Annotated in this window: 12 protein-coding genes; 8 read left to right on the forward strand and 4 right to left on the reverse strand. The window is 71.1% G+C overall.

Annotated elements, in window-relative coordinates; translation table 11 throughout:
* Both V6V47_RS21140 and V6V47_RS21145 read left to right on the forward strand, forming a co-directional pair.
* Positions 1-1,062: hypothetical protein (locus V6V47_RS21140; protein WP_442934278.1), on the forward strand; the 1,062-nt coding region annotated here is incomplete at its 5' end.
* 994 nt (positions 1,063-2,056) lie between these two features.
* Positions 2,057-2,602: a DUF4240 domain-containing protein gene (locus V6V47_RS21145; RefSeq protein ID WP_334630044.1), complete on the forward strand. Its 546-nt coding sequence runs from the start codon at positions 2,057-2,059 to the stop codon at positions 2,600-2,602.
* Positions 2,603-2,615: 13 nt separating this feature from the next.
* Here the strand turns inward: V6V47_RS21145 and V6V47_RS21150 are convergent, their stop codons facing one another.
* On the reverse strand, positions 2,616-3,233 hold the full coding sequence (locus V6V47_RS21150; RefSeq protein WP_334630045.1) for a pyridoxamine 5'-phosphate oxidase family protein: 618 nt from the start codon (positions 3,231-3,233) through the stop codon (positions 2,616-2,618).
* A 156-nt stretch (positions 3,234-3,389) separates the two neighbouring features.
* Between V6V47_RS21150 and V6V47_RS21155 the strand changes: the two genes are divergently transcribed.
* From V6V47_RS21155 to V6V47_RS21165, 3 genes are read left to right on the forward strand one after another with little or no spacing between them, the layout of a single operon-like run.
* A complete protein-coding gene (locus tag V6V47_RS21155) occupies positions 3,390-3,896 on the forward strand; it encodes a DUF2231 domain-containing protein (protein ID WP_334630046.1) in 507 nt (168 codons plus the stop codon).
* A complete protein-coding gene (locus V6V47_RS21160; protein WP_334630047.1) occupies positions 3,893-4,438 on the forward strand; it encodes an Hsp20/alpha crystallin family protein in 546 nt (181 codons plus the stop codon). Before V6V47_RS21155 ends, V6V47_RS21160 begins: the two co-directional genes overlap by 4 nt.
* Positions 4,439-4,447: 9 nt before the next feature.
* Positions 4,448-5,554 carry a glycosyltransferase family 9 protein gene (locus tag V6V47_RS21165; protein WP_334630048.1) on the forward strand — a complete coding sequence of 369 codons (1,107 nt, stop codon included), beginning with the start codon at positions 4,448-4,450 and terminating at the stop codon, positions 5,552-5,554.
* A gap of 3 nt (positions 5,555-5,557) precedes the next feature.
* Here the strand turns inward: V6V47_RS21165 and V6V47_RS21170 are convergent, their stop codons facing one another.
* Both V6V47_RS21170 and rfaE2 read right to left on the reverse strand, forming a co-directional pair.
* Positions 5,558-6,436 (reverse strand): glycosyltransferase, encoded by an 879-nt coding sequence (locus V6V47_RS21170; protein WP_334630049.1) that lies wholly within the window; start codon positions 6,434-6,436, stop codon positions 5,558-5,560.
* Positions 6,433-8,280 carry a D-glycero-beta-D-manno-heptose 1-phosphate adenylyltransferase gene (rfaE2, locus tag V6V47_RS21175; RefSeq protein WP_334630050.1) on the reverse strand — a complete coding sequence of 616 codons (1,848 nt, stop codon included), beginning with the start codon at positions 8,278-8,280 and terminating at the stop codon, positions 6,433-6,435. Before rfaE2 ends, V6V47_RS21170 begins: the two co-directional genes overlap by 4 nt.
* Positions 8,281-8,414: 134 nt before the next feature.
* On the opposite strand from rfaE2, the gene V6V47_RS21180 reads away from it, so the two are divergent.
* Positions 8,415-8,954: a type 1 glutamine amidotransferase domain-containing protein gene (locus tag V6V47_RS21180; RefSeq protein ID WP_334630051.1), complete on the forward strand. Its 540-nt coding sequence runs from the start codon at positions 8,415-8,417 to the stop codon at positions 8,952-8,954.
* A gap of 159 nt (positions 8,955-9,113) precedes the next feature.
* Positions 9,114-10,790 carry an MDR family MFS transporter gene (locus V6V47_RS21185; RefSeq protein ID WP_334630052.1) on the forward strand — a complete coding sequence of 559 codons (1,677 nt, stop codon included), beginning with the start codon at positions 9,114-9,116 and terminating at the stop codon, positions 10,788-10,790.
* 42 nt (positions 10,791-10,832) lie between these two features.
* Here the strand turns inward: V6V47_RS21185 and V6V47_RS21190 are convergent, their stop codons facing one another.
* A complete protein-coding gene (locus tag V6V47_RS21190; protein WP_334630053.1) occupies positions 10,833-11,690 on the reverse strand; it encodes a helix-turn-helix domain-containing protein in 858 nt (285 codons plus the stop codon).
* 150 nt (positions 11,691-11,840) lie between these two features.
* Here V6V47_RS21190 and V6V47_RS21195 point away from each other — a divergent pair, with 150 nt between their 5' ends.
* Positions 11,841-12,962 carry an NAD(P)/FAD-dependent oxidoreductase gene (locus V6V47_RS21195; RefSeq protein WP_334630054.1) on the forward strand — a complete coding sequence of 374 codons (1,122 nt, stop codon included), beginning with the start codon at positions 11,841-11,843 and terminating at the stop codon, positions 12,960-12,962.
* Positions 12,963-13,035 lie beyond the last annotated feature (73 nt).

The following is a 13,035-nucleotide window of genomic DNA, read 5'->3' on the forward strand; positions in this document are numbered from 1 at the left end:
AGCGCCTTGTGCGCCGGTGTCGCCTTGGGCGCCTTGAGCGCCCGGCGGGCCGGCCTCGCCTTGGGTGCCTTGGAGGCCTTGAGCGCCTTGTGCGCCGGTGTCGCCTTGGGCGCCTTGAGCGCCCGGCGGGCCGGCCTCGCCTTGGGTGCCTTGGAGGCCTTGAGCGCCTTGTACGCCGGTGTCGCCTTGGGCGCCCTGGGCGCCTGGAGTGCCGGCCTCGCCTTGAGCGCCTTGTGCGCCGATGTCGCCCTGCGCACCCTGGGCGCCCGGCGTGCCGGCCTCGCCTTGAGTGCCTTGGAGGCCTTGGGCGCCTTGGCTTCCCTGCGTGCCTATGTCGCCTTGTGCGCCGGTGTCGCCCTGCGTGCCTTGGAGGCCTTGTGCGCCGGTGTCGCCCTGGGCGCCCTGGGCGCCTTGGAAGCCTTGAGCGCCTTGTGTGCCGATGTCGCCTTGAGCGCCTTGAGCGCCTGGAGTGCCGGCCTCGCCTTGGGTGCCTTGGAGGCCTTGAGCGCCTTGTGCTCCGGTGTCGCCCTGCGCACCCTGGGCGCCCGGCGTGCCGGCCTCGCCTTGAGTGCCTTGGAGGCCTTGGGCGCCTTGGCTTCCCTGTACGCCTATGTCGCCTTGTGCGCCGGTGTCGCCCTGGGCGCCTTGAGCGCCCGGCGTGCCGGCCTCGCCTTGAGCGCCTTGGAGGCCTTGAGCGCCTTGAGCGCCGGTGTCGCCCTGCGTGCCTTGAGTGCCTTGAAGGCCTTGAGCGCCTTGTACGCCGGTGTCGCCCTGGGTGCCTTGAGCGCCCGGAGTGCCGGCCTCGCCCTGGGCGCCTTGGAGGCCTTCAGCGCCTTGTGCGCCGGTGTCGCCCTGCGCACCTTGGAGGCCTTGAGCGCCCGTGTCGCCCTGAGCGCCCGGAGTGCCGGCGTCGCCTTGGAGGCCTTGAGCGCCTTGAACGCCCGTGATCCCCCGAGCGCCGGTGTCGCCGGTGTCGCCTTGGGCGCCCTGGCTTCCCTGCGAGCCAATGTTGCCCTGCGCACCTTGTGCGCCCGTGTTGCCCTGCGCACCTTGAGCACCTGAAGCGCCGGCATTGCCCTGCGCACCTTGAGCACCTGAGGCGCCCTGGATCCCCTGCGCCCCGATGTTGCCCTGCACACCTTGAGTTCCGGCGTCGCCTTGAGCGCCGGTCCTGCCCTGGGCACCTTGAGCGCCCGCGTCGCCTTGAGCACCCTGGGCACCCTGGGGGCCTTGGGCGCCCTTGGAGCCATCCTGATGGCCCTGCTTAGGCCCCTTGCCCCCGTCGTGCCCACCCCAGGGGCCTTGCCAGCCCTGCGGGCCGCACTCGGGTGGCAATCCAGGGTGGTGGTCTGGCGAATCGTCTGGTCCGCCGCCGTCTTGGCGGACAGTGGACAAGGACGACGGCCACCCGCCGCCGTGCTGGCCGAGCGGACCAGGCGTACCGACGTGCACGCCCTGGGAGGACGACGTCGCCTCCGCGGGGTGCGCTGCGGCTGCGGGCCCACCCGTCATCCCGACTACCAGCAGGGCAGAGCTCAGCCCTGAAGCGGCGCGGCCCTGCTTCAGCGCTCGCCGCAGCCGTCGGTTGTTGCTCATGACCCCTCCAGAGAGCCACCCCGGATGCACCCAGAGCTACCTGCTAGTGACACATAGTTATCTACGGACGAGTTGTAGCGTATTCGACCGATTCATCTAATGAGTTAGGTTCTCGCGCAGCTAGATGAATTCGAATAAAGTGGACTGTCTTTCACGATTGGTTGCATAAGCCGTCTCGGATCTGTGCGCGAGCCGCTCATCCTCAGGGCTCGCCACACTCGACGATGGTTCGCCGTCACGGCCTGAAGGTTTGGCCGGCCAGTCGACCGGCCCTGCGGTGGCCGTACCCGTCGGGCGCGCCTACGCCTGAGCGAATGCGAGTGAGTCTCTACGCTGCTAGGCGCACCGAATGCGGGAACGCCGCCGGGTGCGGCAGACAACGAGCCGCCGAGGCCGCCAGCCGCCAGCCGGCAGGCAACGAGCCGCCGAAACCGTCGGTGGTGGCGGCTACGGTCCACTGGTGACCGTGATCACCGATGCCACCGAAGCGCTGCCCACCCCCGCCGAGGAGGCCCGGTTCTGGGCGCTCATCGAGTCGGCCTGGGCGGCGCTCGGCGCGGAGCCCTTGGCGCTGCGGCGGGCCCTCGTCGAGCGTGACCCTGACGGCAGTGAGGATGACGACGAGCCGTACGCGATCGATGCCTGGCTGGGCCCGTTCCTGGACCGCCTCCGACAGCTCAGCACCGAGTTGTCCGCACAGGAGTTGACCGACCACGACCGGGTGCTGGAACGCAAGCTGCACGACATCGACCGGGAAGACATCCACGAGATGACCGACGGCTCGGACGACGGCTTTCTCTACTGCCGGGGCTTCATCGTCGCTCTCGGTCGGGAGTACTACGAGGCGGTTCACGCCAGGCCCGCCCTCGCGGTGCTCGACGCCGAGTGCGAGAGCATGTGCTACTTCTTCGCCCACCTGCACAACGAGCGGTTCGGCGCCTGGCCGGAGACCGGCTCCGGCATCTCCCGGGAGTCGTTCGGCAATCCCGTCGGCTGGGCGGCCTGACCGGAGGGCCGGATCAGGCGTAGATGGTCTTGGCGTACTCCGGGCCGTAGTGCCGTTCGAGGTCCTCCAGGCTCTCAGCCGGCGCCTCGACCTCCTTGATCAGCCGAGCTCGAGACGGCAGCAGCTCCGGCTGCCAGGTCTCTGGCTGCCACAGCGCGGACCGCAGGAACGCCTTGGTGCAGTGGTAGAAGATCTGCTCGATCTCCACCACCACCGCGAGGATCGGGCGGTGCCCCTTGACCACCATCTCGTCGAACCAGGGCGCGTCGCGTACCAGCCGTGCCCGTCCGTTGATTCGCAGCGTGTCGGGCCGCCCCGGGATCATGAAGATCAACCCGACGTGCGGGTTGTCGAGGATGTTGCGGTAGCCGTCGGCCCGCTTATTGCCCGGCCGCTCCGGCAGCGCGATGGTCGTCTCGTCCAGCACCAGGGCGAACCCGGCCGGGTCGCCCTTGGGTGACACGTCGCAGGTGCCGTCCGCACCGGCCGTGGCCACCAGGCAGAACGGCGCCGCGGCCAGCCACTGCCGGTCCCGTTCGTGCAGCCGGGTGCGCTCCTTGATGACAGCGCGGGGAGCCGGCGCGCCCAGCAACTCGCGCAGTTCCTCGTGGGAGGTGATCTCCACCGTCACGTGATCCTCCTCCAGCCGTTGATCCGGGTGGCGGCGCCACCGTCCGACGGCCTCGCCCGTCAGCCTACGGCCCGACCAGCGCGAGGTTTGCCCCCCGAAATCCGGGGGTACGGCGTCACCGACGCGCGCCCATGCAGCCGACCAGTGGAGGCCGGGATGGAGAGCCGACTCAAGGTGCTGGGGCATCCCGTCCACCCGATGCTGGTCATGTTCCCGGTCGCGCTGTTGGCCACGGCGGTGCTGTTCGACCTGGTGGACACCGTCGGCGGGCCCGACTTCCTCGGCGAGGTCGCGTACTGGAACATCACGGTCGGTCTGATCGGCGGCCTGCTCGCCGCCGTGGCCGGCTCGTTCGACCTGCTGGCGATTCCCACCGGCACCCGGGCCAAGCGGGTGGGTCTGCTGCACGCCGCCGCGAACATCGCGGTGATCCTGCTCTTCGCCGCCGTCTGGGTGGTCCGGCTCAACGCGGAGTCCCGGGCCGCCGGCGGTGCCCTGGTCGCCATCGAGGTGGTCGCGGTGGCCATCCTCGGCATCAGCGCCTGGCTCGGTGGGGAGCTGGTCGACCGGCTCGGCGTGGGCGTCGACCGCGACGCCGGCCTGGACGCGCCCAGCTCACTGCGGCCGCCCACGGCCGCCCGGCAGATCGGAGAGGTGCGATGAGCGAGCAGACCGGCGGCTTCGGCCGGGGCTGGCGGGGTCGGCAGCAGGGCTGGGACCCGATGGGCGAGCTGCAGTCGCTGCGTGCCGAGCTGAGCCGACTGGTCGGCGGTCGGGCCGGCACTTCCGACGTCGAGCTGACCGAGACCGCGGACGGCTGGGAGGTCGTCGTCCGGCTGCCCGGGGTGGCGCCGGAAGAGGTGGCGGTCGAGCTGGACGACCGGGAGCTGTGCGTACGCGCCCGCTCCGAGGCGGAGGTCAACGCCGACCAGGGCATCCCGGGCGGCTTCGAGACCCGTGGCTTCGAGTACCGCATCGACCTGCCGTCCCGCGTCGACCCGGAGTCCATCGACGCGGTGATGGACCACGGTCTGCTCCGGGTCCGGCTGCCCCGGGCGGCCCGGCCCACGCCGCGCACCATCACCGTCGGCCGCACCGGGCCGCGCTCCGGCGACCTTCCCGGGGGTACGCCGGTGCTGGCCGACCCCGCCGCGGACCGGGAGCTGCACCACCCGGACACCGTCGGCGGCTTCGGCCGGCCGTAACGGGATCGCGTGGTCACCCCGTCCCTGCTCGGCTCGACGGCCGAGCGCGTACCCGATGTGCAGCGGATCGCGGTGCTACGGGCCAACGCGCTCGGCGACTTGATCTTCATCCTGCCGGCGCTGGACGCGCTGCGGGCCGCGTACCCGAAGGCCGAGATCGTGCTGCTCGGCGCGCCGTGGCACGCGAAGCTCTGGCGCGACCGGCCCGGCCCGGTGGACCGGGTGCTGGTGGTGCCACCGGCACCCGGCATCCGCCAGCCGGACCCGGGTGAGCCGGAGTCGGCACTGGACGACTTCCTGGAGGCGGCGAGCGGCGAGGGCTTCGACCTGGCGGTGCAGCTCCACGGTGGCGGCGCCAACTCCAATTCGCTGGTCAGCCGCCTCGGTGCGCGGGTCACCGTGGGGCTACGCGCCGAGGACGCGCCGCCGCTCGATCGTTGGGTCCGCTACGTCTACTACCAGCAGGAGATCATCCGCTACCTGGAGGTGGTCGCCCTGGCGGGTGCGCCGGTGACCACCATCGTGCCGACGCTGGCGGTTACCGACGCCGACCGGGCCGAGGCGGCCCAGGTGCTCGGCCCGCCGGTCCGGCCCCGGGTGGCGTTGCATCCGGGCGCCAGCGACACCCGCCGCCGTTGGCCGGCCGACCACTTCGCCGAGGTGGCCCGTGGGCTGCACGGGGACGGCTACGAGGTGCTGGTCACCGGCACGCCCGCCGAACGGGAGGTCGTGGATCGGGTGGTCGCGGCAGCGGGGGTGCCGGTCCGGCCGCTGGTGGGCACACTCAGCCTCGGCGGGCTGGCCGGCTGCTACGCCGGTTGCGGGCTGGTCATCTCCAACGACACCGGCCCTCTGCACCTGGCCGCCGCGGTGGGCGCTCCGACGGTCGGCATCTACTGGGTCGGCAACCTGATCAACGGCGGAAACCCGCTGCGCGCCCGACACCGGCCGATCTGCTCCTGGACGGTGCACTGCCCGGTCTGTGGGGTGGACTGCACGCCCGGCATCTACCCTCACCGGCCCGGCGACGGCGAATGCCCGCACCGCGACTCGTTCGTCGCCGACGTCCCGGTGATCGAGGTGCTGGAAGCGGCCCGCGACCTGCTCGCCGTGTGAGGCTCAGGCCGGCTGCGCGGCGTCCTCGTCGGCGAGCACGACCTCCCAGGCCTCCACGTCCCGGTCGGTGACCGTGGTGGGGGACTCCAGGTGGTGCGCGCCGCTGGGCAGGATGCCGGCGCCGCCGTGGCGGGCCAGCACCGAGAGCTGGGCAGCCACGTCCTCGCCCTGGTGTTTCTCCTGCACCCGCCGCCAGAAGTCGAAGCCACCGGAGTCCACGAGCTTGGCCCGGTCGTACAGCACGCACCCGCCGATCCAGGAGACCTTGTACGCCCGCCACGCCCCCGGCGGCAGCGCCAGCTGCTCGGTGACGTGCAGCAGGTTGGCCGCCGAATGGATCCGGGCGCGATTCCACTCTGGTGTGCCCGGCCGGATCCGCTCCGGGACGGGTCGGTCGATCCACTCCTCGTAGTGCCCGTGGGTCTCCGGTCGTACGTCATCGCTGTACGAGAGCCCGTGTACGCCGTTGCCGACGAAGCCGCAGCCCAGCTCGTCGAGCGCGGTGACCAGCCGCCGCAGCGTCCCCGGCTCGAGCCAGATGTCGTCGTCGAGGTTGAGCACGTACCGGGCGGCCGAGGCGGCCAGCAGGTACGCCCGGTGCTCGGCCAGCCCTCGCCTCGGCAGCCGACGGGTCAGCAACACCGGGTGGCCTCGCTGACGCAGCGCCCGGACCATGGTGGCCGCGGCGGGGTGGGCGAAAGCCGGCTCCCCGTCGGACTGGTCGCTGACCACGACCCCGAAGCCGGGCACCCCCTCCTGGGCGGCGAGCCCGGCCAGGGTGACCGCCAGTTCGGCGGGCCGGTTGCGGGTCGGGATCAGGACGTCGACCAGCCGGTCGACGCGGAACGCCGCCGACGTGTCGAGGTCGAGGGGCCGGTTCACGACGGTCGGGTGCTCAGCGACGGGTCGGGCTCGCGGTCCTGACTGTGCGCTCTGATCCGCTCGATGATCGCCGAGGTGGAGCGGTCCGGGACGTACCCGAGGGTGCGTACCTGGCCGCCCAGCCGGCGCACCAGCGGCGCCTCCGGCACCAGCTCCGGCGGGTAGTCCCCACCCTTGACGTAGACGTCCGGCCGGACCGCCTCGATCAGCGCGGTTGGTGAATCCTCCTCGAATACCACCACGTGGTCCACGCACGACAGCGCGGCGAGCAGGGCACCCCGGTCCTCGACGGGGTTGACCGGTCGGTCCGGGCCCTTCAACCGGCGTACGCTGCCGTCCGAATTGACCGCCACGATGAGCAGGTCGCCCAGCGCGCGGGCCTGCTCCAGGTACCGCACGTGCCCTCGGTGCAGCACGTCGAAGCACCCGTTGGTGAACACCACCGACCGTCCGGCGTCGCGATACTCGGCGACGATCGCGTCCAGCTCGTCGGTCCCGACCAGCACCGGATGGCCGGTCGTCTCGGGCGGCAGGTCGAGCGCGGTCAGCAGGTCCTCCCGACGGCACACACAGGTGCCGGTGTCGGACACGGTGATGGTGGCCGCCAGTTGGGCGAGCTGGGCGGCGGTGGGCAGCGGCGCGTCGGCGGCCAGGGCCAGCGTCATCGCCGCCAGGTACGCGTCCCCGGCTCCCACGGCGTGACTCGCCGGCACCGGGGTGCTGTGGCTGCGCCGCGGCTCACCGTCGGCGCCACCGACCACCGCACCCTCGGTGTCCAGGGTCACCGCCACCACATCGGCGCCGGTGTGCGCCCGCAGCTCGGCGAGGCGCGACTCGGCCAGTACGGCCCGGTCGATGCCCGCCCCGGCCTCGGTGTTCACCGTGACACCGGTGCCCGTGACGCTGAGCCCGTCGCCGGTGAGGGCCACCCGCCCCTCGCCCGGGGTGGGCTCGCCGAGCGGCCCCGGACGGCCGCTCCGCGACAGGTCAGGGCCACTGCCGGTGTGTGCCTCGTCCGCGCCGGCTTCGGTGGTGCCGCCGTCGGCGTGGGCCCCGCCCGGTGCGGCGCCGACAGTCAGCTCGGACGGCCCGTCGGCCGGATCGACGTCAGGGTGTTCCAGGTGCAGTTCGGTGCCGGCCGGTGGACGGGTCGCACCGGCGGCCCGGGCCAGCAGCCGGGTCGCCTCGGCGAAGCTCGGGGTCACCACGGTCGGGGCGAGGCCGTGCCAGTCGGCGAGGTCATGGGCGTCCAGCGCGACCGTGGCGTAGCGCTCCCGCTGCTCGACCAGCCAGGCGCGGATCGGCGCGGACAGGGCACCCAGGCCGTAGTCGCAGACCACCAGGGTCGGTGCCGCACCGTTGGCGGCGGCGCGCAGTTCCTCCGTGGCGCAGTCCAACGCGGTGAGCAGCCGGGTCACCGCGTCCGGGTCGAGCGCGTCGTCCGGGTCGCCGGAGTCCTCCCGCAGCAGGATCTGGTTGCCGGCCAGCATCCGCCGCTTCACCGGCGTGGGCCGACCAGGCTGGTTGACCGTACGGTCCCAGACGCCGGCCCGGTCCAGACAGTCGTGCAACTCGTCGCCGGCCACGTCGGCGCCGACCGGTGCCACCAGCACCGCCCGCCCACCGAGCGCGGCGACGTTGACCGCGGTGTTCGCGGCCCCGCCCGCGGCGGAGATCCGACGGCGCAGGGTGAGGACCGGCGCCGGTGCCTCCCGGCAGAGTCGTTCGGAGTCGGCGAACCGCCACTCGTCCAGCATCGCGTCGCCGACGATCAGGACCGGGCGCCCGAGCCAGCTCTCCACGACGGTGGCGAGCCGGCGCTGTTCCGCTGCTGCTCCTGCCATGCCTCCCCGGGTCCCCAGCGCCTTCTGGGTCAAACCCTGCGCCCGACGCGGTCGCGGCGTCGCCGGACGGGGGCGTTTCGGTCGTATGGGCGGGGGAAGGGAATTCAGGTACCCCGGAGAGGAGATGCATCGAGATGGCAGCAACGACACTGCAGGGCAAGCGGATCGCCTTCCTGGCCGCCGACGGCGTCGAGGAGATCGAGTACGTCCAGCCGCGCAAGGCGGTGGAGAGCGCCGGCGCGACGGTGGATCTGGTCTCGGTCGAGCCCGGTTCCATCCAGTCGTTCAACCACCTGGACCAGTCCAAGAAGTACGACGTGGACGTCACCGTGAACAAGGCGGACGCCGACAGCTATGACGCGCTGGTGTTGCCCGGCGGAGTGGCGAACCCGGACTTCCTGCGTACCGACCCGGACGCCGTCCGCTTCGTGCGGGCGTTCTTCGACGCGGGCAAGCCCGTCGGGGTGATCTGCCACGGCCCGTGGACGCTCATCGAGGCGGACGTGGTCCGGGGCCGCCGGATCACGTCCTGGCCCAGCCTGCGTACGGACCTGACCAACGCTGGCGCCACCTGGGTGGACGAGGAGTGCGTCACCGACGGCAACCTGACCAGCAGCCGCAAGCCCGACGACCTCCCCGCCTTCTGCGCAAAAATCACCCAAACCTTCGCGTAAACCCTGCCACCGGACCGTCCCACCCCGACCCTGTTGATCATGAGGTTGGCGGGCGAATCTGCTGCTTGCGGCCCCGCTAACCTCATGATCAACCAAGGGTGGGGTGGGACGGTTTTCCTGATTCGGCGCATGTTTCGCGACGGTCGGGAAAGAAGCGACATGACCACCGAAGCCTCCGCAGCGCCGGTGCTGAATCGCCAGCAGATCCGGCTGCTCATGATCGGCCTGATGACCGGCCTGCTGCTGGCCGCCCTCGACCAGACCATCGTCGGTACGGCTCTGCCGACCATCGTCGGAGAGTTGGGCGGGATCAACCACTACTCCTGGGTGGTCACCGCGTACCTGCTCGCCTCGACCGCGTCGACGCCGCTCTACGGCAAGATGGCCGACCTGTTCGGACGCCGCCCGGTCTTTCTCTTCTCGATCGGCACGTTCCTGGTTGGCTCGCTGCTGGCCGGATTGTCGCAGAACATGACCCAGTTGATCATCACACGAGGCATCCAGGGTCTCGGCGCGGGTGGTCTGCTGACGCTGGCGTTCACCATCATCTCGGACGTGGTCTCACCTCGGGAGCGTGGCCGCTACCAGGGCCTGTTCGGTGCTGTCTTCGGAATCTCGTCGGTGGCCGGGCCGCTGGTCGGTGGTTACTTCGCCGAGACCGACTGGCGATGGATCTTCTACATCAACGTGCCGCTGGCGATCTTGGCCATCGTGGTCTGCTACCACGTGATGCGGCTGATCCCGTTCGAGCGCCGGGAGCACGCGATCGACTGGCTCGGCGCCGGCCTGCTGGTCATCGGGGTGAGCAGTCTCCTGCTCGCGCTGAGCTGGGGTGGCAACGAGTACGCCTGGGGCTCCGGCGTGATCATCGGGCTCTTTGCGGTTGGTGCGGTGCTGGGGGTGCTCTTCGTGCTCCAGGAGGCCCGCGTGGCGGAGCCGATCCTGCCGCTGAGGCTGTTCCGCAGCGCCACCTTCGCGCTGGCCAACTCGGCCCTCTTCATCATCGGTCTGGTGATGTTCGGGTCGATCATCTTCATCCCGCTCTACCTGCAGATCGTCAAGGGCGCCTCGCCGACCCGCAGTGGTCTGCTGATGCTGCCGATGATGGCCGGCATCATCATCACCTCGATCCTGACCGGCCGAGCGATGAGCCGGATCGGCCGGTACAAGTGGTTCCCGGTGGCCGGCTCGGTGCTCCTGTTGATCGGCATGTTCCTGTTCACCCGGCTGGAGGTGGGCACCTCGCTTTGGCTCGCCTTCGGTTACATGGTGGTGATCGGCGTCGGGCTGGGCCTGTGCATGCAGTCGCTGATCCTGGCGGTGCAGAACGCGATCGCCGTACGCGACCTGGGCGCCGGCACGTCATCGGCGACCTTCTTCCGATCGCTGGGCGGTTCGTTCGGGGTGGCGATCCTCGGCACGGTGCTCTCGACCCGGCTGAGCAGCGGGCTGGCCGACCGGCTGCCCGGCGCGATCGCCCAGCTCCCGCCGCAGCAGCAGGCCGCCGTGGCGGCGAGCGGCGGCACCAACATTTCGATCAACGATCCGGCCACCATCGCGGCCCTGCCCGGTGCGGTACGCGCGGCCATCCAGGGCGCTTTCGTCGACGCGCTGGACATGGTCTTCCTGACCGCTGGTCTGGTCGCGATCGTGGCGGTGGCGGTCACTCTGGCGCTGCCCAACAGCCAACTGCGGGGTGCCGGCCCGCAGGGCGCCGTCGGCGGCGCCGACCCGCTCGGCGGCGAGGCTCCGGCGCCCGGCGGCAAGCCGCTGACCCGTGAATCGAAGGACGAGGCCGTCGCCGACATGGAGGCCAAGTCCCAGACGATGATCTGACCGCGTCCGCCGACCGCCCCGGACTGCTCCGGGGCGGTCGCGTCATCCGGCTACGAGGCGTAGCGGCTGCGCGCGGTGGTTGTCGAGGCGGTCGAGCGCGGCGGATGTCGCCGCGTCGGCGGGCAGGTGAACGATCAGACGCTGGTCGTCGTCCGCGGAAAGGTCGAGGGTCTCGTACGCGAGCCGGAGCATGCCCGCCTCGGGATGGGCCAGACGGAAGATGCCGCTGGCCTTCGCCAGGCCGGGAACCGTGTCGACGCGACGGGTGAAGGGATCGCCCGCGGTGACGGTCAACTCGTCCGCCAGGGCGGCCATCGGCGGGTACGCCCGGAACGGGCCCTGCTTGAGGGCGGCGACCTGCTCGTCGGCCACGTGGTCCCAGTCGGGGTACGCGTCGCGTGCCCGAGCGTCGGTAAGGACGAAGCGAGCGAGGTTGGGCTGTGTCGCGTCCAGCAACCCGATCGGTCTGACCAGCCGTTCGTAACCGACGGTGTGGGCGAGGATGTCGCCGAGCTGGTTGAGCAGCACCGCCGGCGTGGGTTCGAGGCGGTCGAGCAGCGCCTGCACGGTCGGACGCACCTCACCTGTCGGGGTGGCGTGGCCCCGGCAGTTGAAACCGGGATCGGCCGCCTTGGTGAGGCGGTGCAGGTGGAGGCGTTCGTTCCAGGTCAACCGGAGCGCGTTGGCGAGCGCCGCGAGCACCTGCGCAGACGGCCGGCGGTCGCGGCCCTGCTCGAGTCTCGTGACGTACTCGACGCTCACGTCGGCGAGGGCCGCCACCTCGGAACGGCGTAGCCCGGGAGCGCGGCGGCGCGGCCCGGCGGGCAACCCCACCTCGGCTGGCGTCACCGCCTCGCGGTGGACGCGCAGGAAAAGCCCAAGCTCGTTGTCGCTCACCATCCGAACGTAACAACGTCGGCCGTCGGGATGGTGTCCCTGCCACTACCAGTCTCAGACCGGCCTCCCTGGCCTCCTGCGATGTCACGACCGTTGGGGACAGCGCTCGACAACGGTCGATCGCGATCCCCTGGCTGGTAGGAGCTGACAATCATGAGTCGTACGGTTGCGGTCATCGGCGGCGGTTACGGCGGTGTGGCGGTTGCCAAGGCGCTGGAGTCCGAGCTGGATGTCGTCCTCATCGATCCCCGGGACGCGTTCGTCAACGTTGCGGGATCCCTGCGGGCGCTGACCCAGCCCGACTGGGCGGGCAACGTTTTCTTCCCCTTCGACACGCTGCTCACGCGGGGCACGGTCATTCGTGATCGAGCCGTCTCGGTGGATCCTGGCGGGGTCACTCTGGCGTCGGGTCAGCGTGTCGCGGCGGACTATCTGGTCCTGGCGACCGGCTCCAGCTACGCCTACCCGGCTAGACCCGACGCCGACTCCGTCGAAGGGGCGCTCGACGACCTGCGCCAGACCCACAAGGAGTTGGCCGGTGCCGAGCGGGTGCTGATCCTCGGCGCCGGGCCGGTCGGGTTGGAGTTGGCCGGTGAGATCAAGGAGATGTGGCCGGAGAAGCACGTGACCGTCATCGATCCGGCCGAGCGACTGGTGCCCGACTTCAAGCCGGAGATGCGCGATGACCTGCACCGGCAGCTCGACGAACTGGGCATCCAGGTGCGGCTGGGCACCGATCTGACCACGCCGTTGGCGACCGAGGCCGGTCGAGCCGCGACCTTCTCCGCCACCACCACCGACGGCGACGAGATCACCGCCGATATCTGGTTCCGCGCCTTCGGCCTGCGCATCAACAGCGACTACCTCGCCGACGGCCGGCTCACCACGCTCACCTCGCAGGGACAGGTGCCCGTCACCGAAACTCTCAACGTCCGTGGGCCCGACAACACCCTCGGCCACGTGTACGCGGTCGGCGACCTCACCGACGTGCCCGAGGACAAGATGGCCGCGTACGCGCTGCGGCACGCCGAGGTCGTGGCGCAGAACATCACCGCCCAACTGCGCGGCGAGCAGCGCGCGGCCACCTACCAGCCCATGCCTGACCCGATGATCCTGCTCCCACTCGGTTCGCGTCACGGTGTCGGCCAGATGCCCACGCCGGACGGTACGGCGGTCGTGCCGGCGGCGACGGTCGCCGAGTACAAGGGCGCCGACCTTTTCACCGGCCGCTTCACGCAACAGTTCGGCCCCACGGCCGCGGCCGCGGGCGCCTAACCTAGCCGGGCCGGCCGGCAGGGCCGGCCGGCCCGCCGCGCAGGCTTTATCGACTCGAGATCGGCGAAGGGGG

The organism is Micromonospora sp. CPCC 205539 (assembly GCF_036906815.1).
Classification (GTDB): Bacteria; Actinomycetota; Actinomycetes; order Mycobacteriales; family Micromonosporaceae; genus Micromonospora.

Bases quoted from the DNA above. Each gene is read 5' to 3' on its own strand.
- V6V47_RS21155 (WP_334630046.1), top strand. From the start codon at position 3,390: ATGGAGAGCCGACTCAAGGTGCTGGGGCATCCCGTCCACCCGATGCTG.
- V6V47_RS21160 (WP_334630047.1), top strand. From the start codon at position 3,893: ATGAGCGAGCAGACCGGCGGCTTCGGCCGGGGCTGGCGGGGTCGGCAG.
- rfaE2 (WP_334630050.1), bottom strand. From the start codon at position 8,280: ATGGCAGGAGCAGCAGCGGAACAGCGCCGGCTCGCCACCGTCGTGGAG.
- V6V47_RS21180 (WP_334630051.1), top strand. From the start codon at position 8,415: ATGGCAGCAACGACACTGCAGGGCAAGCGGATCGCCTTCCTGGCCGCC.
- V6V47_RS21185 (WP_334630052.1), top strand. From the start codon at position 9,114: ATGACCACCGAAGCCTCCGCAGCGCCGGTGCTGAATCGCCAGCAGATC.
- V6V47_RS21190 (WP_334630053.1), bottom strand. From the start codon at position 11,690: ATGGTGAGCGACAACGAGCTTGGGCTTTTCCTGCGCGTCCACCGCGAG.
- V6V47_RS21195 (WP_334630054.1), top strand. From the start codon at position 11,841: ATGAGTCGTACGGTTGCGGTCATCGGCGGCGGTTACGGCGGTGTGGCG.